20 protein-coding genes and 2 tRNA genes are annotated in these 21,341 nt (G+C 68.3%); 4 read left to right on the forward strand and 18 right to left on the reverse strand.

Annotation, left to right across the window (positions count from 1 at the left end; all coding sequences use genetic code 11):
- Positions 1 to 5: 5 nt before the first annotated feature.
- From mreC to AB0C82_RS16880, 6 genes are all read right to left on the reverse strand, one after another.
- Positions 6 to 1,091: a rod shape-determining protein MreC gene (gene mreC / locus AB0C82_RS16855; protein WP_362841893.1), complete on the reverse strand. Its 1,086-nt coding sequence runs from the start codon at positions 1,089 to 1,091 to the stop codon at positions 6 to 8.
- Between the two features lie 125 nt (positions 1,092 to 1,216).
- On the reverse strand, positions 1,217 to 2,236 hold the full coding sequence (locus AB0C82_RS16860) for a rod shape-determining protein (RefSeq protein WP_362841896.1): 1,020 nt from the start codon (positions 2,234 to 2,236) through the stop codon (positions 1,217 to 1,219).
- 291 nt (positions 2,237 to 2,527) lie between these two features.
- Positions 2,528 to 2,941, reverse strand: a complete 414-nt coding sequence (ndk, locus tag AB0C82_RS16865; RefSeq protein ID WP_266930635.1) for a nucleoside-diphosphate kinase — start codon at positions 2,939 to 2,941, stop codon at positions 2,528 to 2,530.
- Between the two features lie 112 nt (positions 2,942 to 3,053).
- On the reverse strand, positions 3,054 to 3,410 hold the full coding sequence (locus tag AB0C82_RS16870; protein WP_362841899.1) for a DUF4233 domain-containing protein: 357 nt from the start codon (positions 3,408 to 3,410) through the stop codon (positions 3,054 to 3,056).
- Between the two features lie 3 nt (positions 3,411 to 3,413).
- Positions 3,414 to 4,916: a folylpolyglutamate synthase/dihydrofolate synthase family protein gene (locus AB0C82_RS16875; protein ID WP_362841902.1), complete on the reverse strand. Its 1,503-nt coding sequence runs from the start codon at positions 4,914 to 4,916 to the stop codon at positions 3,414 to 3,416.
- Between the two features lie 128 nt (positions 4,917 to 5,044).
- Entirely contained in the window at positions 5,045 to 7,666 is a 2,622-nt protein-coding gene (locus AB0C82_RS16880) for a valine--tRNA ligase (RefSeq protein WP_362841905.1), read from the reverse strand.
- Positions 7,667 to 7,803: 137 nt separating this feature from the next.
- Here AB0C82_RS16880 and AB0C82_RS16885 point away from each other — a divergent pair, with 137 nt between their 5' ends.
- Positions 7,804 to 8,808 carry a hypothetical protein gene (locus AB0C82_RS16885; RefSeq protein ID WP_362841908.1) on the forward strand — a complete coding sequence of 335 codons (1,005 nt, stop codon included), beginning with the start codon at positions 7,804 to 7,806 and terminating at the stop codon, positions 8,806 to 8,808.
- Between the two features lie 157 nt (positions 8,809 to 8,965).
- Here the strand turns inward: AB0C82_RS16885 and AB0C82_RS16890 are convergent, their stop codons facing one another.
- The 7 genes from AB0C82_RS16890 to AB0C82_RS16920 form a co-directional block, all read right to left on the reverse strand.
- Positions 8,966 to 9,271 carry a helix-turn-helix transcriptional regulator gene (locus AB0C82_RS16890; protein ID WP_362841911.1) on the reverse strand — a complete coding sequence of 102 codons (306 nt, stop codon included), beginning with the start codon at positions 9,269 to 9,271 and terminating at the stop codon, positions 8,966 to 8,968.
- Entirely contained in the window at positions 9,271 to 9,654 is a 384-nt protein-coding gene (locus AB0C82_RS16895) for a type II toxin-antitoxin system RelE/ParE family toxin (RefSeq protein WP_362841914.1), read from the reverse strand. Before AB0C82_RS16895 ends, AB0C82_RS16890 begins: the two co-directional genes overlap by 1 nt.
- Before the next feature lie 101 nt (positions 9,655 to 9,755).
- On the reverse strand, positions 9,756 to 11,054 hold the full coding sequence (clpX, locus tag AB0C82_RS16900) for an ATP-dependent Clp protease ATP-binding subunit ClpX (RefSeq protein ID WP_362841917.1): 1,299 nt from the start codon (positions 11,052 to 11,054) through the stop codon (positions 9,756 to 9,758).
- A 155-nt stretch (positions 11,055 to 11,209) separates the two neighbouring features.
- Positions 11,210 to 11,893 (reverse strand): ATP-dependent Clp protease proteolytic subunit, encoded by a 684-nt coding sequence (locus AB0C82_RS16905; protein ID WP_308460991.1) that lies wholly within the window; start codon positions 11,891 to 11,893, stop codon positions 11,210 to 11,212.
- A 76-nt stretch (positions 11,894 to 11,969) separates the two neighbouring features.
- Positions 11,970 to 12,575: an ATP-dependent Clp protease proteolytic subunit gene (locus AB0C82_RS16910; RefSeq protein ID WP_362842103.1), complete on the reverse strand. Its 606-nt coding sequence runs from the start codon at positions 12,573 to 12,575 to the stop codon at positions 11,970 to 11,972.
- Positions 12,576 to 12,836: 261 nt separating this feature from the next.
- Positions 12,837 to 14,243 (reverse strand): trigger factor, encoded by a 1,407-nt coding sequence (gene tig, locus AB0C82_RS16915; RefSeq protein ID WP_362841920.1) that lies wholly within the window; start codon positions 14,241 to 14,243, stop codon positions 12,837 to 12,839.
- A gap of 149 nt (positions 14,244 to 14,392) precedes the next feature.
- A tRNA-Pro gene (locus tag AB0C82_RS16920) sits at positions 14,393 to 14,469 on the reverse strand.
- Between the two features lie 192 nt (positions 14,470 to 14,661).
- On the opposite strand from AB0C82_RS16920, the gene AB0C82_RS16925 reads away from it, so the two are divergent.
- Positions 14,662 to 14,735: transfer RNA gene (locus AB0C82_RS16925), tRNA-Gly, on the forward strand.
- A gap of 83 nt (positions 14,736 to 14,818) precedes the next feature.
- Here the strand turns inward: AB0C82_RS16925 and AB0C82_RS16930 are convergent.
- Entirely contained in the window at positions 14,819 to 15,013 is a 195-nt protein-coding gene (locus AB0C82_RS16930; protein ID WP_173313276.1) for a hypothetical protein, read from the reverse strand.
- 499 nt (positions 15,014 to 15,512) lie between these two features.
- On the opposite strand from AB0C82_RS16930, the gene AB0C82_RS16935 reads away from it, so the two are divergent.
- Positions 15,513 to 16,667, forward strand: a complete 1,155-nt coding sequence (locus AB0C82_RS16935; RefSeq protein WP_362841923.1) for an acyltransferase family protein — start codon at positions 15,513 to 15,515, stop codon at positions 16,665 to 16,667.
- A gap of 42 nt (positions 16,668 to 16,709) precedes the next feature.
- Here the strand turns inward: AB0C82_RS16935 and AB0C82_RS16940 are convergent, their stop codons facing one another.
- On the reverse strand, positions 16,710 to 17,171 hold the full coding sequence (locus AB0C82_RS16940; protein ID WP_362841926.1) for an HD domain-containing protein: 462 nt from the start codon (positions 17,169 to 17,171) through the stop codon (positions 16,710 to 16,712).
- A gap of 203 nt (positions 17,172 to 17,374) precedes the next feature.
- Between AB0C82_RS16940 and AB0C82_RS16945 the strand changes: the two genes are divergently transcribed.
- Complete coding sequence (locus AB0C82_RS16945; RefSeq protein WP_362841928.1) at positions 17,375 to 18,541, forward strand: cation:proton antiporter; 1,167 nt, start codon at positions 17,375 to 17,377, stop codon at positions 18,539 to 18,541.
- A 76-nt stretch (positions 18,542 to 18,617) separates the two neighbouring features.
- Here the strand turns inward: AB0C82_RS16945 and AB0C82_RS16950 are convergent, their stop codons facing one another.
- The 3 genes from AB0C82_RS16950 to AB0C82_RS16960 all read right to left on the reverse strand — a co-directional run bounded on the left by AB0C82_RS16950 (position 18,618) and on the right by AB0C82_RS16960 (position 21,337).
- Positions 18,618 to 19,763: a PP2C family protein-serine/threonine phosphatase gene (locus tag AB0C82_RS16950; RefSeq protein WP_362841931.1), complete on the reverse strand. Its 1,146-nt coding sequence runs from the start codon at positions 19,761 to 19,763 to the stop codon at positions 18,618 to 18,620.
- Positions 19,764 to 19,946: 183 nt separating this feature from the next.
- Complete coding sequence (locus tag AB0C82_RS16955; RefSeq protein WP_362841933.1) at positions 19,947 to 20,756, reverse strand: DNA-formamidopyrimidine glycosylase family protein; 810 nt, start codon at positions 20,754 to 20,756, stop codon at positions 19,947 to 19,949.
- Positions 20,757 to 20,848: 92 nt separating this feature from the next.
- On the reverse strand, positions 20,849 to 21,337 hold the full coding sequence (locus AB0C82_RS16960) for a ribose-5-phosphate isomerase (protein ID WP_362841936.1): 489 nt from the start codon (positions 21,335 to 21,337) through the stop codon (positions 20,849 to 20,851).
- Positions 21,338 to 21,341: the final 4 nt, after the last annotated feature.

Here is a 21,341-nt window from a genome sequence, read left to right on the forward strand (position 1 = left end):
CAGCTCTACTCCTGGTCGGTTGCGGTGTCGCCGGCGGGATCGGCCGTGCCGGCGTTGCCTGCCGGGTCGGCGGGATCGGCGCTCCCCTGGGGGTCGGCGGCGTCGTTCCCCACGGGTTCGTCGGTCTCGTTGACGTTCCCGACGACCTTTCCGCTGCCGTCGACGAGGTCGCCGTTGGGCTGGAGGGTGACCGTGACCGTCGGCGTGGGCTTGGGCTTCTCGGGCTTCTTCGGCTGCTTGGGCAGGACCATGTCGCGGGGGTCCTCGCGCGGTGCCTGGACGACGATGCCGACGATGTCGAGCTTGGTGAAGCCGACGTACGGCTTCACGTAGACCGTTCGGGTCAGGGCGCCGCCGGACGGGTCGACCCGGACGACTTCGCCGACGGGGACTCCGGGGACGAACGGCTTGTCCTTGCTGGAGCCGAAGGTGACGAGGCGGTCGCCGCTCTTCACCTTGGCCTTGCCGTTGAGGAACTGGACCGAGAGCGGCCTGGACCCCTGGCCGGTGGCGAAGCCGAGCTCGTCGGTCTTCTCCATCCGGGTTCCGACGGTGAAGTCGGGGTCGTTGGCCAGCAGCACGGTCGCGGTGTCGGGGCCGACGGTGGTGACCCGGCCGACCAGGCCCTCGCCGTTGAGCACGGTCATGTCGCGCTTGAGGCCGTCGTTGGCACCGGCGTCGATGGTGATCGTCCAGGAGAAGCCCTGGGCCGCTCCTATGGCGATGACCTCGGCGGCCTTGATGCCGTACTGCCCGGCGCCCGCGTTCTTCATCATCGCGTCGAGCTGGCGGACCCTGCTGCGGTTGCGGTCGTCGCTGCCGAGCCTGGCCTTCAGCGCCGCGTTCTCGTGTTCGAGGGCCGCGATCCGGTCGTGCCGGTCACCGGAGTCCCGTACGGCACCTATGGCGTTGCCCACCGGGTCCACCGCTGCCGCGACGCCGTTCTCGACCGGTCCGAAGACCGTTGCGGCGGCCTGCCGGGCGCCGTCGACCGGTGACTCCTCGCCACCACGGATATCCACCGTGATCAGCGCGAACGCGGTGGCGATCAGCAGCACCAGGAGCAGCCGGCTCTCTCGTGTGTCCCTCACGTGCGGCGGCCGTGCCTTCCTCGTCGGAATGTTCGTGCCTGTATATCAACGTTGTGCCGAACCGGGCGGCGGCGTCCGCCCGGCCCCCGCACCCGTGGGGGTGCGGGGGCCGGCCGAGGGATCCGTCACCTGCGCGGCTGGGCGTCCAGCACCTGCTGGAGTGCCTCGAACTCCTCGACACACTTGCCGGCTCCGAGCGCCACGGAGTCGAGCGGGTCCTCGGCGATGTGGATCGGCATTCCGGTCTCCCGGCGGAGCCGCTCGTCGAGGCCGCGCAGCAGCGCGCCGCCGCCGGTGAGGACGATGCCCCGGTCCATGACGTCGCCGGAGAGCTCCGGCGGGCACTTGTCGAGCGTCGTCTTCACCGCGTCGACGATCGCGTTGACCGGCTCCTCGATGGCCTTGCGGACCTCGGTGGCCGAGATGACGACCGTCTTGGGGAGCCCCGAGACGAGGTCGCGGCCCCGGATCTCGGTGTGCTCGTCCTTCTCCAGCTCGTACGCGGAACCGATCGTGATCTTGATCTGTTCGGCGGTCCGCTCACCGAGGAGGAGCGAGTACTCCTTCTTGATGTGCTGGATGATCGCGTTGTCCAGCTCGTCACCGGCGACCCGGATCGACTGGGCAGTGACGATTCCGCCGAGCGAGATCACAGCGACCTCGGTGGTGCCGCCACCGATGTCGACGACCATGTTCCCGGTGGCCTCGTGGACCGGCAGTCCCGAGCCGATGGCCGCCGCCATGGGCTCCTCGATGATGTGCACCTGACGCGCGCCGGCCTGCGTCGATGCTTCGATGACGGCGCGTCGCTCGACCCCTGTGATGCCGGAGGGCACACAGACGACGACCCGCGGGCGGGCCAGATAGCGGCGCTTGTGGATCTTGAGGATGAAGTAGCGGAGCATCCGCTCCGTGATCTCGAAGTCGGCGATCACGCCGTCCTTCAGCGGCCGCACGGCAACGATGTTGCCCGGTGTGCGGCCGATCATCTTCTTGGCCTCGGAACCGACCGCGAGAATGCCGCCCGTGTTGGTGTTGATGGCCACGACGGACGGCTCGTTGAGGACGATGCCGCGCCCCCTGACGTACACCAGCGTGTTGGCAGTCCCGAGGTCGATAGCCATGTCACGGCCGATGAACGACATTGAGTTCCCCTTGTTCCCCATGAGGATGCGTCGGGCCTTCCCAATTGAAGCGATTGGCTTGTTTTTGGTAGGCGAGGTTGGCGCTGTGGGCGTGGAAGCTTCCATCGTAGTGCCGTAAGCACGGACACAGCGCGACGGTCCTTCGCCAATGCGGGTGGAACGGGTGCCCGCTCCACTCATGGTGACGATACGTCGGAAGGATGCGTTCCCGCGATCGCTGACCCTATGCCGAGGGGCGACCGAATTACTTCGGTCGCCCCAGGTCATGAGCGCTGTTTGGCTGATCCGAAGTCAGGAAAGTCCGGGAAAGAACAGCTTCAGTTCTCGCTCTGCGGACTCCTCGGAGTCCGAGGCGTGGATGAGGTTCTCCCGGGTGATCGTGCCGAAGTCACCGCGGATCGAGCCGGGCGCGGCGGCGATCGGGTCGGTCGGACCGGCGAGGGCGCGGACGCCCTCGATGACCCGCTCGCCTTCGGCCACAAGAGCGACGACGGGGCCGGACGCCATGAACTCGACGAGCGGCTCGTAGAACGGACGGCCCTTGTGCTCGCCGTAGTGCTGCTCCAGCGTCTCCTGGTCGAGCGTGCGCAGCTCCAGCGCGGTGATCTGCCAGCCGGCCTTGCGCTCGATACGGCCGACGATCTCGCCGATCAGCCCACGCCGGACGGCGTCGGGCTTGAGAAGGACGAGGGTGCGCTGAGTCATGTACGGCTCCTTGCAGGCATACGGGTGCGGTGAGGCGAGATTACAGGGGTACGCGGACGGGCCGACGGCCGGGTTTACGCGCCGCCGCCGACAGGCGACGACGCGATGGACATCAGCCCGCGGCCGGGGTCTGTGCGGCCTCCTGCGCCGCCCACCTGGCCTTCGCCTCGTCGATCTTGCGCCCGTAGTGCACGGAGGCCCACCACAGGGCGCCGAAGGCCAGACCGAGGATGAACATCGCCGGGACGAAGAAGCCGCTCAGCACCAGAGCGATCTGGAACGCCCAGCCCAGCTGTACGCCGCCCGGGCGGGTGATGAGGCCGCAGAGGAGCACGGAGAGCACCATGCCGATCCCGCAGACCGTCCACACCGTGGCCGTCGACAGGCCGTCCGACTTCATGGCCACCAGTCCGGCGAAACCGATGACGAAGAACTCGCCGATCAGCGTCGACGCGCAGAGCATACGCACAGGTCAGCCCCTTCCCAGAAGCAGCCGGGCCTCGCCGACCGTGATCACGGAGCCCGTCACGAGGACGCCCGCTCCCGCGTATTCGTCCTCTTCCTCGGCCAGGGTGATCGCCGCCTCCAGCGCGTCGTCGAGGCGCGGCTCGACCTGCACCCGGTCGTTGCCGAAGACCTCGACGGCGATCCCGGCCAGCTCGTCCACGTCCATCGCACGGCCGCTGGAGTTCTGCGTGATGACGACCTCGGCGAAGATCGGCTCGAAGGCCTCCAGGAGCCCCCGCACATCCTTGTCGCCGCTCGTGCCGACCACGCCGATGAGCCGGGAGAAGCTGAACGCCTCCGACAGTCCCTCGGCGGCGGCTCGCGCACCCGCCGGGTTGTGGGCGGCGTCCAGGACGACGGTCGGGCTGCTGCGGACGACTTCGAGGCGGCCGGGCGAGGCGACCGAGGCGAACGCCTTGCGGACCGCCTCGATGTCCAGCGAGCCGCTCTGCTCGGCGCCGATGCCGAAGAACGCCTCCACGGCGGAGAGCGCGACCGCCGCGTTGTGCGCCTGGTGGGCGCCGTACAGCGGGAGGAAGATGCCGTCGTACTCGCCACCGAGGCCGCGCAGGGTCAGGAACTGGCCGCCGACCGCGACCTCCCGGGAGACGATGCCGAACTCCATGCCCTCGCGGGCGACGGTGGCGTCCACCTCGACGGCCTTCTTCAGCATCACCTGAGCGGCGTCCACGGGCTGCTGCGCCAGGATGACCGTGGCGCCCTGCTTGATGACGCCGGCCTTCTCCCCCGCGATCTCCGCGGGCGTGTTGCCGAGGCGGTCCGTGTGGTCCAGTGAGATGGGCGTGACGACCGCGACACCGGCGTCGATGACGTTGGTCGCGTCCCACGTGCCGCCCATGCCGACCTCGACGACCGCGACGTCGACCGGCGCGTCGGCGAAGGCCGCGTACGCCATGCCCGTCAGCACCTCGAAGAACGACAGCCGGATGTCCTGCTGGGCGTCGACCATCTCGACGTACGCCTTAATGTCGTCGTACGTCTCGACGAAGCGCTCGGCCTCGATCGGGGCGCCGTCCACGCTGATCCGCTCGGTGATCGACTGGACGTGCGGCGAGGTGTAGCGGCCGGTGCGCAGTTCGAAGGCGTTCAGCAGGGCCTCGATCATGCGGGCCGTGCTCGTCTTGCCGTTGGTTCCGGTGATGTGGATGGAGGGGTACGCGCGCTGCGGCTCACCGAGCACGTCCATCAGTGCCGCGATGCGCGTCACCGAAGGTTCGAGCTTGGTCTCGCCCCAGCGGCCCGCGAGCTCCTGCTCCACGGCGCGCAGTGCCTTGTCGATCTCCGGGTCGGTGGGGCGGGAGGGAACCTCGGCGCCCTGCGGCGGTCCCGCATGGGTGCGCAGTGTGCGGCTCCCGGCCTCGATCACCGCCAGGTCGGGGTCGCGCTGGGTCTCGGCGTCGACGATCTCGTCGAAGCTGTTGTCGCTGGGGTCGGGCTGCTCGGTCACGGGACCAGTCTACGGAGGACCACCGACACGGCCCGCTACCCGCCCTCCCCCGCCGTCCCCCGGCTCCTGCCCGGGGACGGCGCAAGGCCCCGGACACCGAGGTCCGGGGCCTTGCGAGGGGTCGTGGGTCAGGCGGCGGGCAGACCGTCCAGCTGTCCCTGGATCCGGGCGATGTCCGCCTCGGCCTTGGTCAGACGGCCACGGATCTTCTCGACGACGTGGTCCGGGGCCTTCGCCACGAACGCCTCGTTGCCGAGCTTGCCGTTGGCCTGTGCGACCTCGGACCGGGCGGCGTCCAGGTCCTTGGTCAGGCGCTTGCGCTCCGCCGCGACGTCGATCGTCCCGGAGAGGTCGAGCGCCACCGTGGCGCCCGCGACCGGCAGCGTCGCCGTGGCCTGGAAGCCCTCCTCGGCGGGCTGGAGGCGCAGCAGCTGGCGGATGGCGGCCTCGTGCGGGGCGAGCGCCGTCCCGGTCAGGGTGAGGCGGGCCGGAACCTTCTGACCCGGCTGGAGCCCCTGGTCGGAACGGAACCTGCGGACCTCGGTGACGACCTGCTGGACCAGCTCGATCTCCTGCTCGGCCGCGGTGTCGCGGAAGCCGGAGTCGGTGGGCCAGTCGGCGATGACGACGGACTCACGGCCGGTGAGCGCCGTCCACAGCGTCTCCGTGACGAACGGCACGACCGGGTGCAGCAGCCGCAGCATCACGTCGAGGACCTCACCGAGGACCCGGCCCGAGACCTCGGCCGGCTTGCCGCCCGCGAAGAACGTGGTCTTGGACAGCTCGACGTACCAGTCGAAGACCTCGTCCCAGGCGAAGTGCCGGAGCGACTCGCTGAGCTTGGAGAACTGGTAGTCCTCGTAGTACGCGTCGACTTCGGCGACCGTCTTGTTGAGCCGGGAGAGGATCCACCGGTCGGTGACCGACATCTCGTCGGCGGACGGGAGTTCGCCCTCGATCGTGGCGCCGTTCATCAGCGCGAAGCGCGTGGCGTTCCAGATCTTGTTGGCGAACTTCGCGGAACCCTGGACCCACTCCTCACCGATCGGGACGTCGGTGCCCGGGTTGGCGCCGCGCGCGAGGGTGAAGCGCAGCGCGTCGGAGCCGTACTTGTCCATCCAGTCCAGCGGGTTGACCACGTTGCCGAAGGACTTCGACATCTTCTTGCCGTGCTCGTCGCGGACCATGCCGTGCAGGACGATGGTCCCGAACGGCGGGACGCCGTCGTTGACGTAGAGGCCGAACATCATCATCCGGGCGACCCAGAAGAAGAGGATGTCGTAGCCGGTGACCAGGACGGAGTTCGGATAGAACTTCGCGAGGCTGTCGGTCTGTTCGGGCCAGCCCAGCGTGGAGAACGGCCACAGGCCGGAGGAGAACCAGGTGTCCAGGACATCGCTGTCCTGTGTCCAGCCCTCGCCGGTGGGAACCTCGTCGTCAGGTCCGACGCAGACGACCTCGCCGTTCGGGCCGTACCAGACGGGGATGCGGTGACCCCACCAGAGCTGGCGCGAGATCGTCCAGTCGTGGAGGTTGTCGACCCAGTCGAAGTACCGCTTCTCCATCTCCTGCGGGTGGATCTTGACGCTGCCGTCGCGGACGGCGTCACCGGCCGCCTTCGCGAGCGGGGCGACCTTGACCCACCACTGGAGGGAGAGGCGCGGCTCGATCGTGGTCTTGCAGCGCGAGCAGTGGCCGACCGAGTGGACGTACGGACGCTTCTCGGCGACGATCCGGCCCTCGGCGCGCAGTGCGGCGACGATGGCGGAACGGGCCTCAAGGCGGTCGAGACCCTCGAAGGGGCCGGGGACCGTGATGACGGCCCGCTCGTCCATGACCGTCAGGAACGGCAGGTCGTGGCGCTTGCCGATCTCGAAGTCGTTCGGGTCGTGAGCCGGTGTCACCTTGACCGCGCCGGTGCCGAACTCGGGGTCGACGTGGTGGTCGGCGACGACCGGGATGGAGCGTTCGGTGAGCGGCAGCCTGATCTGCTTGCCGATGAGGTGCTTGTAGCGCTCGTCGTCCGGGTGGACGGCGACGGCGGTGTCACCGAGCATCGTCTCGGCGCGCGTGGTGGCGACGACGATGGTCTCGTCGCCCTCGCCGTACGTCATGGAGACGAGCTCGCCGTCGTCCTCCTGGTACTCGACCTCGATGTCCGAGATGGCGGTGAGGCAGCGGGGACACCAGTTGATGATGCGCTCGGCGCGGTAGATCAGCCCGTCGTCGAACATCCGCTTGAAGACGGTCTGGACGGCCTTGGACAGGCCCTCGTCCATGGTGAAGCGCTCACGGGACCAGTCGACGCCCTCGCCGAGACGGCGCATCTGTCCGGCGATCTGGCCGCCGGACTCGTTCTTCCACTGCCAGACGCGCTCGACGAACGCCTCGCGGCCCAGGTCGTGGCGGGACTTGCCCTCCTTGCCGAGCTCTCGCTCGACGACGTTCTGGGTGGCGATGCCGGCGTGGTCCATGCCCGGCTGGTAGAGCGCCTCGAAGCCCTGCATCCGCTTGCGGCGGACGAGTGCGTCGATCAGCGTGTGCTCGAAGGCGTGCCCCAGGTGGAGGCTTCCGGTGACGTTCGGCGGGGGGATGACGATGCTGTACGGGGGCTTGTCGCTGTGCTCGTCGGCTTCGAAATACCCGCGTTCCACCCAGCGCTCGTACAGCTTCCCCTCTACCTCGGCCGGCGCGTACTGGGTCGGCAGTTCGGGGTTGCTGGCTGTCTGCTGCTGAGTGTTCTCGGTCACGAGGGACAGTTTAGGGCCGTCACGGTCCTGCACTGAAACCGGTTAGTTCAGTAACGGTGTGCCGTCCGGTGCTCCACCTCAGGGCCGCGTCAGCCAGGATGTTGGGAACGCGTAAGCATTCTGGAGGGGACAGCAGCATGAGCTACAACCAGCCGGGCCCGTACGGTGGCCAGCCGCCGCAGGGCCAGCCCGGACCGTACGGACAGCAGCCGGGCCCGTACGGTGGCCAGCCGCCGCAGGGTCCGCCGCAGGGCCAGCCCGGTTACGGGTACCCGCAGCAGGCCCCCCAGGGTGTTCCGCCGCAGCAGCCCCCGCAGGGTTACGGATACCCGCAGGGCCAGCAGCCGGGCCCGTACGGCCAGCAGCCGCCCACGCCTCCGTACGGCGGCCAGGCCCCCTACGGCGGGCAGGCCCCCTACGGCGGGCAGATGCCGCCCGCCGCGCCCAAGAAGAAGACCGGCCTGATCGTGACGGGCGCCGTCGTGGCGCTGGCCGTGATCGCCGGTGGCGCGTACTTCCTTACGTCGGGGGGCGCGAGCAACAGTGACGTCGCGGACTCCACGAAGGGCTACAAGCTGACGCCTGCGAAGTCCGTCGACGACTACAAGCAGGACACCACCAGCAAGCAGCCGCCCGCCGGTCCCGCCACGGGCGAGGAGAAGACCAAGGCCGAGGCGATGGGGATCAAGAACCCCCACAACGCGGGCGCCCAGTACATGAGCGGCACCGAGGCGAACCCGCTCCTGGCCAAGTTGCTCATCCTGAAGGGCGTCTGGGGCGAGGTCGAGGACCCCGCGAAGGTCATCGACAGCTCCTTCACGAGCGCGCAGCAGGAGGCGGAGAAGGACGGGGACGCGAAGGGCTCGCTGGTCGGCAGCCCCAAGAACGTCACGCCCGAAGGCTTCAAGGGGGCACTGATGAAGTGCCAGGACATGAAGATGAAGAACGAGGGGGGCGACGGCTCCGCGAAGAACGGGCCGAGCGAGTTCGTCATGCCGGTCTGCATCTGGGCCGACTACAGCACCGTCGGCATCGTGATCGGCCTGGACATCGGCGGCGCCGTGACCAACAAGCCCATGCCCCAGTCCGAGGTGGCCGACCTCGCGGCCAAGCTCTACAACACCTCCCGCACCAAGGTCTGATCCGGATACGCCGAAGGGGCGCCCAGCCGTTCGATCCGGCCGGGCGCCCCTTCGGCGTATCCGCAGTGCGTGCCGCTAGGCGGACTTCTCGTGGCGTCCGCCGTCGTTCTTGCCGATCGTGCGCGGCTCGCGCGGGACCGGTGGCCGGCCTCCGGGATCAGAGCTTCACTGACACATTTCCGACCGTCGCCAGTATCGTCAGCTCTCCGCCGATGGCTTGGAGGTAGGCCGACATCGTCGACGTATCGAGCCGGACGCCTCCACGCTCGATCTGGCTGATCCGGCCTTGCGTCACTCCCATCGCCTTCGCCACCTGAACCTGGGTCATCCCCTGCGCCTTGCGGAGAGACGCGAGTTCATGGCCTCTCTCCGCATCGACCATCTCGTTCTTGATGGCGTCGATGCGTGCACGCTTCTCCGGCGTGATGTCAGCCGTGAGGTCGGCCATGCTGCCGAGCTTCATCAGTCGTCCTCCTCCTTCAGAGCTTCAAGGTAAGCGATGTACCTTGCGTCAGCCTGCTTGATCGCCTTGGGGTACCAGGCCGCCCACTGCCGACCGCTCGCCTTGTTCCCCGCGACGAGAAAGACAGCCCGCCGCACTGGATCGAAGGCGAAAAGCATCCTGATACTGACCGAGCTCCCGTTTCGGGGGCGAAGTTCCCGCATGTTCCGGAACTGGCTGTCCTCAACGGCCCCCACAGTCGGGCGCCGTAAGGCGGGACCGCACTCCTGGAGTCGCTCCAGAGCAGCGATGACGTGGTCGTGACTGTCTGGATCCCCCTTGGCGAGCTCTTGGATCCACTCCAGGACATCTGCGAAGAATCTGAGTTCGTACGGACCGTCCACAGCAACTATATTAGCTCTAACTAATGTCGCCTGGCAAGAAAAAGGCGCCCAGCCGTTCGATCCGGCCGGGCGCCCCTTCGGCGTATCCGCAGTGCGTGCCGCTAGGCGGACTTCTCGTGGCGTCCGCCGTCGTTCTTGCCGATCGTGCGCGGCTCGCGCGGGACCAGGGTCGGGTTGACGTTGTTGCGGACGACGTCCGGGGTGATGACGACGCGGGCGACGTCCTTGCGGGACGGCACCTCGTACATCACGGACTGGAGGACTTCCTCCATGATGGCGCGCAGGCCTCGCGCGCCCGTCTGGCGCAGGATCGCCTGGTCGGCGATCGCTTCCAGCGCCTCGCGCTCGAACTCCAGCTCCACGCCGTCGAGTTCGAACAGCTTCTGGTACTGCTTCACCAGCGCGTTGCGCGGTTCGACCAGAATCTGGAGCAGTGCCTCGCGGTCCAGGTTGTGGACCGAGGTCAGCACGGGGAGGCGGCCGATGAACTCGGGGATCATCCCGAACTTCACCAGGTCCTCCGGCATGACCTCCTGGAACTGGTCGCTCGCCTGGATCTCCAGCTTGGAGCGGATCGTCGCGCCGAAGCCGATGCCCTTGGCGCCGGCCCTCGACTCGATGATCTTCTCCAGACCGGAGAAGGCACCGCCCACGATGAACAGCACGTTCGTCGTGTCGATCTGGATGAACTCCTGGTGCGGGTGCTTGCGGCCGCCCTGCGGCGGTACGGAGGCGGTGGTGCCCTCCAGGATCTTCAGCAGGGCCTGCTGGACGCCCTCGCCGGAGACATCGCGGGTGATCGACGGGTTCTCACTCTTGCGGGCGACCTTGTCGATCTCGTCGATGTAGATGATCCCCGTCTCGGCCTTCTTGACGTCGTAGTCAGCGGCCTGGATCAGCTTCAGCAGGATGTTCTCGACGTCCTCGCCGACGTAGCCGGCCTCCGTCAGCGCCGTCGCGTCTGCGATGGCGAACGGGACGTTCAGCATCCGGGCCAGCGTCTGGGCGAGGAGCGTCTTGCCCGAGCCCGTGGGGCCCAGCAGCAGGATGTTGGACTTGGCGAGTTCGATCGCGTCGTCGCGGTTGGACCCGCTGCTGTTCTCGCCGGCCTGGACCCGCTTGTAGTGGTTGTACACCGCGACCGAGAGGGCCTTCTTCGCGGGTTCCTGCCCTACGACGTACCCCTCGAGGAACTCGTAGATCTCGCGCGGTTTGGGAAGCTCTTCCCACCGCACCTCGGAGGTCTCGGCGAGCTCCTCCTCGATGATCTCGTTGCAGAGATCGATGCACTCATCGCAGATGTACACACCGGGTCCCGCGATGAGCTTCTTCACCTGCTTCTGGCTCTTTCCGCAGAACGAGCACTTGAGCAAGTCGCCGCCATCACCGATGCGTGCCACGAGGTGCTTCCCCTTCGCCTGGGAGACGCCTGGTTCAGCGGCTCCTGGTGCCTCTATCCGACGGTACCTTGCCTGACCCCCCGTACGGGCCCCCCTTGGCACGGTTCACACGGCCGAGACCGTGCGAACGGAATGTGCCAAGGGGAAAGACCGGCTCAGACGGAAGCGCCTGCGGTGGTCTTACGGGTGGAGACGATCTGGTCCACCAGACCGTACGCGAGGGCGTCCTCCGCGGTAAGGATCTTGTCGCGCTCGATGTCCTCGCTGATCTTCTCCAGCGGGGTGGTGGAGTGCTTGGCCAGCATCTCCTCCAGCTGGGTCCGCATCCGGAGGATCTCGTTGGCCGCGATCTCCAGGTCGGAGAGCTGCTCACGGCCGGTCTGGGAGGACGGCTGGTGGATGAGCACACGGGCGTGCGGGAGCGCCATGCGCTTGCCCGGCGTGCCCGCCGCCAGCAGGACGGCGGCGGCGGAGGCCGCCTGGCCCATGCAGACCGTCTGGATGTCCGGCTTCACGAACTGCATCGTGTCGTAGATCGCGGTGAGCGCGGTGAACGAGCCGCCGGGGCTGTTGATGTAGATCGAGATGTCGCGGTCCGGGTCCATCGACTCCAGGCACAGGAGCTGCGCCATGACGTCGTTGGCTGAGGCGTCGTCGATCTGGACGCCGAGGAAGATCACGCGCTCCTCGAAGAGCTTCGCGTACGGGTCGTACTCGCGCACACCCTGCGAGGTGCGCTCCACGAAGCGCGGGATGACGTAGCGGTTGTCCACCTGCGGGCCGGTGTAGAGGCCGCTCGCGGAGGCGCCGGGGAAGTTGTTCATGTGGGTCTTCACCATCCTGGTGGCGTGCTGTGGGCTGGGTTCTCGGCGTACGGGAGGTGCGGAAGGTGGTGCCGGTCCGGTGGAAGCCGGATCAGGCGCCGGTGCCGCCGCCGCCCGGGATGCCCGACGCGGCCGAGATGATCTCGTCGATGAGGCCGTAGTCCTTGGCCTCCTCCGCGGTGTACCAGCGGTCACGGTCGCCGTCGCGGATGATCGTTTCCACGGTCTGACCGGAGTGGCGGGCGGTGATCTCCGCCATACGCGTCTTCGTCCGGAGCAGGTACTGAGCCTGGATCTTGATGTCCGAGGCGGTACCGCCGATGCCGGCCGAACCCTGGTGCATGAGGATGTCGGTGTTCGGGAGCGCGAAGCGCTTGCCCGCCGCACCACCGGTCAGCAGGAACTGGCCCATCGAGGCCGCCATGCCCATACCGATGGTGACGACGTCGTTCGGGATGTACTGCATGGTGTCGTAGACCGCCATGCCTGCGGTCACCGAGCCACCGGGGCTGTTGATGTAGAGGTAGATGTCCTTGTCCGGCTCGGCGGCAAGGAGCAGCAGCTGTGCGGTGATCTTGTTGGCGATGTCATCGTCGACCTGCTGACCGAGGAAGATGATGCGCTCGCCGAGCAGTCGGCTGTAGACCTGGTCGCCGAGGCCACCACCGAGGGACGGCTCTCCGGCGGCGTAGGGCATCAGATTCGTCACGTATCCACCTGCTCGTCTCTGACGGCTCCGGCCGTCTCAGCGTCTTCGTACCGGGTGGGCGGGGACTCCCCCACCCTTCCTTCATGGACCCTAACGCGCAGGTAGGACAACGCCATCCCGCTTCCCCAACTGTTCGCTGGGAGCGCAAGGTAAGCAGTCCGCACAAGGGTTCCGGCGATCGCACGCCGATACGACGACGGGCCCCGGACGCACAGCGTCCGGAGCCCGTCGAACGGATCGGTACGAGGCTCAGCCCTGGGGCTTGTCCTCGGCGGTCCCGGTGTCGCTGTCGGCCGACTCGGAGTCGCCCTCGGCGGCCTCGACGGCCTCCGTGGTCTCTTCCTCGTCGTCCTCGAGGTCGACGACCTCACCGTTGGTGTCGACGACCTTGGCGGCCTCGACGACGACGGCGAGCGCCTTGCCCCGGGCGACCTCGCCGACGAGCATCGGCACCTGGCCACCCTCGACGACGGCCTGGGCGAACTGGTCGGGGCTCATGCCGGAGGAAGCAGCGCGCCGCATGAGGTGCTCGGTGAGCTCTTCCTGGTTGACGTTCAGCTTCTCCTTGTTGACGAGCTCGTCAAGGATGAACTGGGTCTTGATGCCCTTGATCGCCTGCTCGGCGGTCTCGGCCTCGAACTCCTCGAGCGTCTTGCCCTGGATCTCCAGGTACTTCTCGAGGTCGATGCCCATCTGGCCGAGCTGGTGGTGCTCGAGGTTGTGCTTGCGGGTCTGGACCTCGTCCGCGAGCAGCTTCTCGGGGATCGGGACCTCGGCCAGCTTCAGCAGCTCGTCGAGGACGCGCTCCTGGGCCTGGGTGGCCTGGTCGTACTGCTTGGTGTTCTCGAGGCGCTTGCGGCTGTCCGTCTTCAGCTCGTCGAGCGTGTCGAACTCGCTCGCCATCTGGGCGAACTCGTCGTCCAGCTCGGGAAGCTCACGGGCGGCGACGGCGGTGACCTTGACGGTGACCTCCGCGTCCTTGCCCTCGGCGGAGCCGCCCTTCAGCTGAGAGGTGAAGGTGGCCTCGCCACCGGCCTCCAGGCCGGTCACGGCCTCGTCGATGCCTTCGAGGAGCTCGCCGGAGCCGATGGTGTACGAGACACCGGCGGCCACGCCGTCCTCAAGGACCTCTCCTTCGACCTTGGCCTCCAGGTCGATCGTGACGACGTCGCCTTCGGCGGCGGCACGCTCGACCGGGTTGGTGGAGGCGAAGCGCTCACGGAGCTGCTCCACGGCCTTCTCGACGTCCTCGTCGGTGACCTCGAGGGCGTCCACGGTGACCTCGATGCCGGAGTAGTCCGGAATCTCGATCGTCGGGCGTACGTCAACCTCGGCCGTGAAGGACAGCAGCTCGCCGTCCTTCAGCTCGGTGATGTCGACCTCGGGCTGGCCCAGAACGTTGAGCTCACCCTCGTTGACAGCCTCGGTGTAGAACTTCGGGAGGGCGTCGTTGACGGCCTCCTCCAGCACTGCGCCACGGCCGAACCGCTGGTCGATGACCCGGTTGGGGATCTTGCCCTTACGGAAGCCCTTCACCGTGACCTGCTGGTTGATCTTCTTGTACGCCGCGTCGAGGCTGTCCTTGAGCTCCTCGAAGGGCACCTCAATGCTGAGCCGAACCCGGGTCGGGTTCAGGGTCTCCACGGCGCTCTTCACGGTTCGGTCTCCTTGGGGGCTGACTTCTTGGGGTTCTGCTGGACCGCCGGGGGCGGCTTCGCGGATCGGGCCCGGTTCATCGGACACACGGGCACGCAATTTGCATAGTAACGGCAAGGGGGAGGACTCCCCCAATGCGATCTTGCCTGTGGTCGGGGTGGCCGGATTCGAACCGACGACCTTCCGCTCCCAAAGCGGACGCGCTACCAAGCTGCGCCACACCCCGTCGGTGCGACACGTAGGGTACATGCCGCCGGGCGGTGCATCGCACGCTTTGCACCGGGCGCCTCACAGGGGGTGTCGGCAGGGTGTGTCCGGCAGCTCGGCCGGCCCGTCCCGTAACGGGTGTGCGGAGCACGCCGCGGACCCGCTACGATGCTGTTCGTGCCGAGGTCCACGGACCTGCGGTGCGGCGTATGCGGGCGTAGCTCAATGGTAGAGCCCTAGTCTTCCAAACTAGCTACGCGGGTTCGATTCCCGTCGCCCGCTCCATACAGAAGGCCCGGTCCGGCAGTCACTGCCGGACCGGGCCTTCCGCGTTCGCCCGTACACCGCGGACGCACGGATCCGCCGGATCAGAAACTGATCTGGTTGATGGTGTCCGCGAGCGAGTTCATGAACCTGTTGATCGACGGCGCCATGCCGGTCGATGCCAGGAAGAAGCCGAAGAGCACTGCGACGATCGCGGGCCCGGCCTTGATGGATCCACCACGGATCAGCACCACCAGGATGATCGCCAACAGAAGCACCACAGACAGTGAAATGGCCACGACTGATCACACCCTTGGTCGGTCCGCCTTGCCGGCCCGGCTGCGCGCCTTCCGGCACGCCCCGTCGCGTCCATCGTGCCACCAACTCCCCTGTGGTTGCTGCCAGGTGACGAATCGACCTGCCCGGATCGCGCCATATTCACGCCCGCGCACACACCGGGGCGGACGGCTGCACCCAGGCGCCCCCGGGGCCCAGGCCGTGCGGCACACGGGCCGCGGACCCTCCTGTGAGGCGGCTGTGAGGTAACTGTGGACCGCTGAAGAGAATTTAAATGAGTGTGACCGTTTCCATATCGCCACACTTCATTCACAGCCCATTCCCAGGGATGAGCGAGGCGAAATTCACACACCTCAACTACCCTCCCCTATGCACCATTTAAGGGGGATTAAATGGTGCATAGGGGGCAGATCTCGGTGGTTTCACTTCCGAATGAGCGGGAACACGCAATATCTCTTGAGGGTTTTACGAATTGCGATGGACGGGTCTAGGGTGCTTTAGATGTTCCAAGCTCCGAGCGTATTTCAGAGGGCCCCACTCCCCCCTGCGACCCGGGAGTCGGAGCCCAGACACGAGCAGGTCCTGACGGCGCCCGGTCCTCCCCACACCACCGGGCCGACCCGTCCCGCCGCCGCCGCACCGGCCAAAAAGCGTGATGCCTACTTCGACAACGTGAAATTCCTCGCGATCGTGCTCGTCGCGGTCGCACACGCCTGGGAGCCGGTGATGGACGGCAGCCGGGCCGCCCGGGCGATGTACATGGTCGTGTACGCGTTCCACATGCCCGCGTTCATCCTCATCTCGGGCTACTTCTCCCGCTCGTTCGAGATGACGCCGGGCAAGGTGAAGCGTCTGATCACCGGCGTCGCCGTGCCCTACGTGCTGTTCGAGACCGCGTACTCGCTGTTCAAGCGGTACGCCGGCGGGGCGCCCGAGCACGAGGTCAGCCTGCTCGACCCGTGGTACCTCACCTGGTTCCTGATCGCCCTGTTCGTGTGGCGGGTCACCACGCCGGTGTGGAAGTCCCTGCGCCACCCCTTGCCCGTGGCGCTCGGGATCGCGGTGCTCGCCTCGGTGACCCCCGCGATCGGCGACGACCTCGATCTCCAGCGCGTGCTGCAGTTCCTGCCCTTCTTCGTGCTCGGCCTGGTCCTCAGGCCCGAGCACTTCCAGCTGGTGCGGCGCCGCGAAGTCAGGCTGCTGAGCCTGCCGTTGCTCGCCGGGGCCCTGCTGTTCGCCTACTGGGCCGCGCCGCGGATGCAGCTCGGCTGGTTCTACCGCAGCAACAGTGCGCAGGAGATGGGCGCACCCTGGTGGTCCGGGGCCGTGATGTCGCTGGCGATGTTCGGCTGCGCGCTGGTCCTGACCGCCGCGTTCCTGGCCTGGGTGCCGCGTCGGCACATGTGGTTCACGGTGCTGGGCGCCGGGACGATCTGCGGCTATCTCCTGCACGGCTTCCTGATCAAGGGCGCCGGGTTCGCCGGGGTGTTCGACCGGTTCGAGTGGCTGGGTTCGCCCGGCGGGATCGTGTTCGTCTCGCTCGTCGCGGCTGCCGCGGTGACCCTGTTCTGCACTCCGCCGGTCCGTCGCGTCCTTCGGTTCGCCACGGAGCCGGACATGAGCTGGGCGTTCCGGCGGGACGCCGCCAAGCTCTGAACAGCTCGCCGACGGGTTGGCCTGAATCCGTCGGTCGGAGGGCTATTCGCCCTCTGCGAGCCCCAACAGCCTTCGTACCTGGGCATATTTCGCGGTCAGACGGGTACGCGTGGCCGGTTCCAGCACCGCGAGCCGGGCCGGGTCGGCGTTGTGGGCGAGATCCGACTCCTTGACGAGCAGGGCTCCGGGGGTCGCGAGAATCCGCGCGGTGTACGAGGAGAGGTCCTCGCCGTCCTGTTTGGTGACGGCGAGGACCATGTCCTTCACGGGCTGCGGCAGAGCCGCCCCGTCCAGCCACCGCCTGCTCAGCGCGTCGTCCTCCACGGCGTCGTGCAGCCAGGCCGCGGCGATCTGCTCATCGCTCCCGCCCCGCTTCCGTACGCCGTCGGCGACCGCCGCCAGGTGCTCGGTGTAGGGGCGCCCCGCCTTGTCGGTCTGGTTCGCGTGGGCCTGACGGGCGATCGCCTCGACTTCGGCCAGGGTCAGTTGGGGAGAAGTGGTCACGGTGCCGACTCTATGGGGCGCCGGCTCGCCGGGGATCCGGCTCCATTGGCGTGCGACGAGAAGGGGACCGCGGCGCCCGGAGCCGGTCCGAAGAGTTGCAGTGTCAATCGTTCGGTAAACTAATTACTGACGATTCCTTGACGCCCTCTTGACCTACCGACCGAAGGATCAGGCTCATCGGACACGCAGACACCCTCATAGCCATGGGCGGCGCCTTCCTCGCCGCCGCAGTCCTCGCCCGCGTCGGCGGCCGGATCGGGCTGCCGACCATCCCCCTGTTCATCCTGGCCGGGATCCTCCTCGGCCCGCACACCCCAGGCATCGTCCTGGTCGCCGACCCTCACGACCTGGAGATGCTCTCCGCGCTCGGCCTCGTGCTGCTGCTGTTCTATCTGGGGCTCGAGTTCCACCTCGACGACCTCAAGGAGGGCGGGCGCAAGATGGCGCTCGCCGGAGGCGCGTATCTCGCGCTGAACGTCGGGGCGGGGCTCGGTTTCGGCTTCGCGCTCGGCTGGGGGACCTCGGAGGCGCTGGTGCTCGCCGGTGTCCTCGGCATCTCGTCGTCGGCCATCGTCACCAAGGTCCTGGTCGACCTCGGGCGCATCGGCAATCCGGAGACGAAGCCGATCCTCGGCATCATCGTCGTCGAGGACGTCTTCCTCGCCCTGTACCTCGCCGCACTCCAGCCGATCCTGTCCGGTGCGGACAGCCTCGCCGCGGCGGTCCTGGACGGGGGCAAGGCGTTCGGGTTCCTGCTGCTGCTCGCGCTGGTCGCCCGCTTCGGTACCAAGGTCGTGTCCCGGCTGATCGACACCAAGGACGACGAACTCCTCGTCATCTCCTTCCTCGGCGCCGCCGTGTTCGTGGCCGGCGTCTCGGAGTGGTTCGGCGTCGCCGACGCCATCGGCGCCTTCATGGTCGGTCTGATGCTGGGGAGCACCACATCGGGTGCACGCATCCTCAAGCTGGTCCACCCGCTGCGGGACGCCTTCGGCGCGATCTTCTTCTTCGCCTTCGGCCTCTCGATCAACCCGGGTGACCTGCCGAGCGTGGTGTGGCCGGTGCTGGCGGCGGTCGCGGTGACCGTGGCGATGAACGTGTGCGCGGGGCTGGCCGCCGCCAAGGTGTACGCCTTCGGGGCGCAGGCCACGGCGAACATCTCCACCACCCTGCTGGCACGCGGCGAGTTCGCCCTGATCCTGGCGACGATGGCCGCGGGCGCGGGGCTGGACGAGCGGCTTTCCCCGTTCATCGCCGGATATGTACTCGTCCTCGCGGTTCTCGCGCCGCTGGCCGCCGGGCGTTCGCACGTCCTGGCCCGGATCCTGCCCGGCGGGCGCGACAAGGAGTACGCGGCGCCGGCGAGTTGACGGGTGCGGTGTTTCACCCGCTTCCGTACGGTTCGGCCTTGGACGGTCGCGGATCGGGGCGCGGTGCGGGTGCGGTTCAGGCGTGACGGCACAGCAGGAGCAGCGCGCGGTCGTCGTTGACGTCCTTCGCGCAGGCTTCGATCAAGTGCCAGGCGGCGCCCTCGAAGCCGGTGGTGACGTAGCGGTCGGCCTCGCCCGTCAGCCGGTCGATGCCTTCGGCGATGTCCCGGTCCGAGGTCTCGACAAGGCCGTCGGTGAAGAGCATCAGGACGTCGCCGGGTGCGAGGTGGCCCTTGACCGCGTCGAACTGCGCCCCGTCGTAGACGCCGAGCAGGGGCCCCTCGGCCGCCATCTCCTCCCACGCGCCGCTGCCCGAGTGCAGTTGGAGGGCGGGCGGGTGCCCGGCGGAGAGGAGTTCGTAGTCGCCCGACTCCAGGTCCAGGACGAGGTGGATCGACGTGGCGAAGCCCTCGTCCCAGTCCTGGCGCAGCAGATAGCCGTTGGCGGCGGGCAGGAAGCCGTGCGGGGGCAGCGAGCCGAGGAGGCCGCCGAAGGCGCCGGACAGGAGCAGCGCGCGGGAGCCGGCGTCCATGCCCTTGCCGGAGACATCGGTGAGGACGGCTTCCAGGGTGCGGCCGCCGTTGGTTCGGGCCGCGACGACGAAGTCACCGGAGAAGGACTGGCCGCCCGCGGGGCGCAGAGCCATCTCGCGGTGCCAGCCCTGGGGCAGCCTCGGCAGGGCGCTCTGGACACGGATGCGCTCGCGCAGGTCGAAGAGCATCGTGCCGCCGCGGCGCCACGGGACCCCGACTCTCGCCCTGAACTGGGCGAGGACCAGGCCGAAGAAGCCGCAGGCCGCGACCACGAGCACGGTCCCGGGAGTGACGCGGGCCGGCTCCGCGCCGTACGGGCCGAGCGCGATGGACTCGACGATCAGGGCGGCGGCGGCGGTCGCGTACAGGCCGAGCAGGCTGGCCGGTCGCAGCACCAGACCGCCCGCGATGATCGGGAGGACGAGGGCCGCGGGGGCGGACCAGAGCGGGTTGAGCAGAGTGGTGACCGTGATGGCCGGAATGGTGAGCAGCAGACCGACGAGGGCGATCCAGTCGGAGCCGTCGCCACGGAAGTAGTCCACTCCCGATTTGCGCAGGGCGATGCGGGCCCGGTGTGCCGATCTTCGCCACCGGGCCGCGTACGAGTCTGGTCCTCCGCGACGTGCCATTGCGGGGACCCTATCCACCCGAGCGGCTCCGGTGCAGGGGGACCCCGGTGACAATGCGTTCGAAATCGGGTCGCTCGTCCGGCGTACAGCACCGCGTCGTGGGACCGAGGGGCACCGAACCGGCCGATGAGCCGGGCCCGTCAGGGGGTTGAGGTCACCGGACGGGCCGTGCGCGCGTAGGGATCAGCGGTGCTGGCAGCGCGGGCACCAGAAGAGGTTGCGGGCCGCCAGGTCCGCCGTGCGGATCTCCGTCGCGCAGATGTGGCACGGCTGGTGGGTACGCCGGTAGACGTAGACCTCGCCCCCGTGGTCGTCCACACGCGGCGCGCGGCCCATGGCCTCGGGCAGGTGCTCGGGGCGGACCGTGTCGATGCGGTTGTTGCGGACGCCTTCACGCATCAGCTCCGCGAGGTCGGACCAGATGGCGTCCCACTCGGCGCGCGTGAGGCTCCTGCCCTGGCGGTACGGGTCGATGCCGTGCCGGAACAGGACTTCGGCCCGGTAGACGTTCCCGACGCCCGCGACGACCTTCTGGTCCATCAGGAGCGCCGCGACCGTCACGCGGCTGCCGGAGATCCGGCGCCAGGCGCGCTCGCCGTCCTCGTCCGTCCGCAGCGGGTCGGGGCCGAGGCGGTCGTGTATCGCCTGCTTCTCGGCCGGGGTGATCAGGGCGCAGGTGGTGGGGCCGCGCAGATCCGCGTGGTGCTCGGCGTTGACCAGGCGCAGCCGGACCGTGTCCGTGGGCGGCGGTGCCGGGGCCGTACCGAATCCGAGCTTGCCGAAGAGGCCGAGGTGGATGTGGACCCAGCCCACTTCCCCGAAGCCGAGGAAGAGGTGCTTGCCGTGGGCGTCCACGCCGGTGAAGGTGTGGCCGTCGAGCAGCGCGGCGCTTCCGGAGAACTTCCCCTGAGGGCTGCTGACCCGCACCGGGGCGCCCGCGAACCGCTCGCGGTGGTCCGCGGCGAGGCGGTGGATCGTGTGGCCCTCGGGCACGACGGCTCCCGTACAGGTGTGGGACGGCGGTGACATGAGCGTGCCGCCGGGGTGGAGGCCGGCGGCACGGTCAGGGCGGGTGGCGGGCCTGTTCAGCCCTGCTGCGGGTGGTGGGCCGGGATCGGGGGGAGCTCACCGGTCGTCTCGTACGCGGCGAGCATCTCGATGCGCCGGGTGTGACGCTCCTCGCCCGAGTACGGGGTGCCGAGGAAGATCTCGACGAACTTGGTGGACTCCTCCACCGAGTGCATCCGGCCACCGATGGCGATCACGTTGGCGTCGTTGTGCTCGCGGCCCAGCGCGGCGGTCTGCTCGCTCCAGGCGAGCGCGGCGCGGACGCCCTTGACCTTGTTCGCGGCGATCTGCTCGCCGTTGCCGGAACCGCCGATGACGATGCCCAGGCTGTCCGGGTCCGCTGCCGTCTTCTCGGCGGCGCGGAGGCAGAACGGCGGGTAGTCGTCCTGGGCGTCATAGATGTGGGGACCACAGTCGACGGCCTCGTGGCCATGGGCCGTGAGCCACTCGACGAGGTGGTTCTTGAGTTCGTAGCCGGCATGGTCGGAGCCGAGGTACACGCGCATGTCC

This window comes from Streptomyces sp. NPDC048560 (assembly GCF_040650955.1).
Taxonomy (GTDB): domain Bacteria; phylum Actinomycetota; class Actinomycetes; order Streptomycetales; family Streptomycetaceae; genus Streptomyces.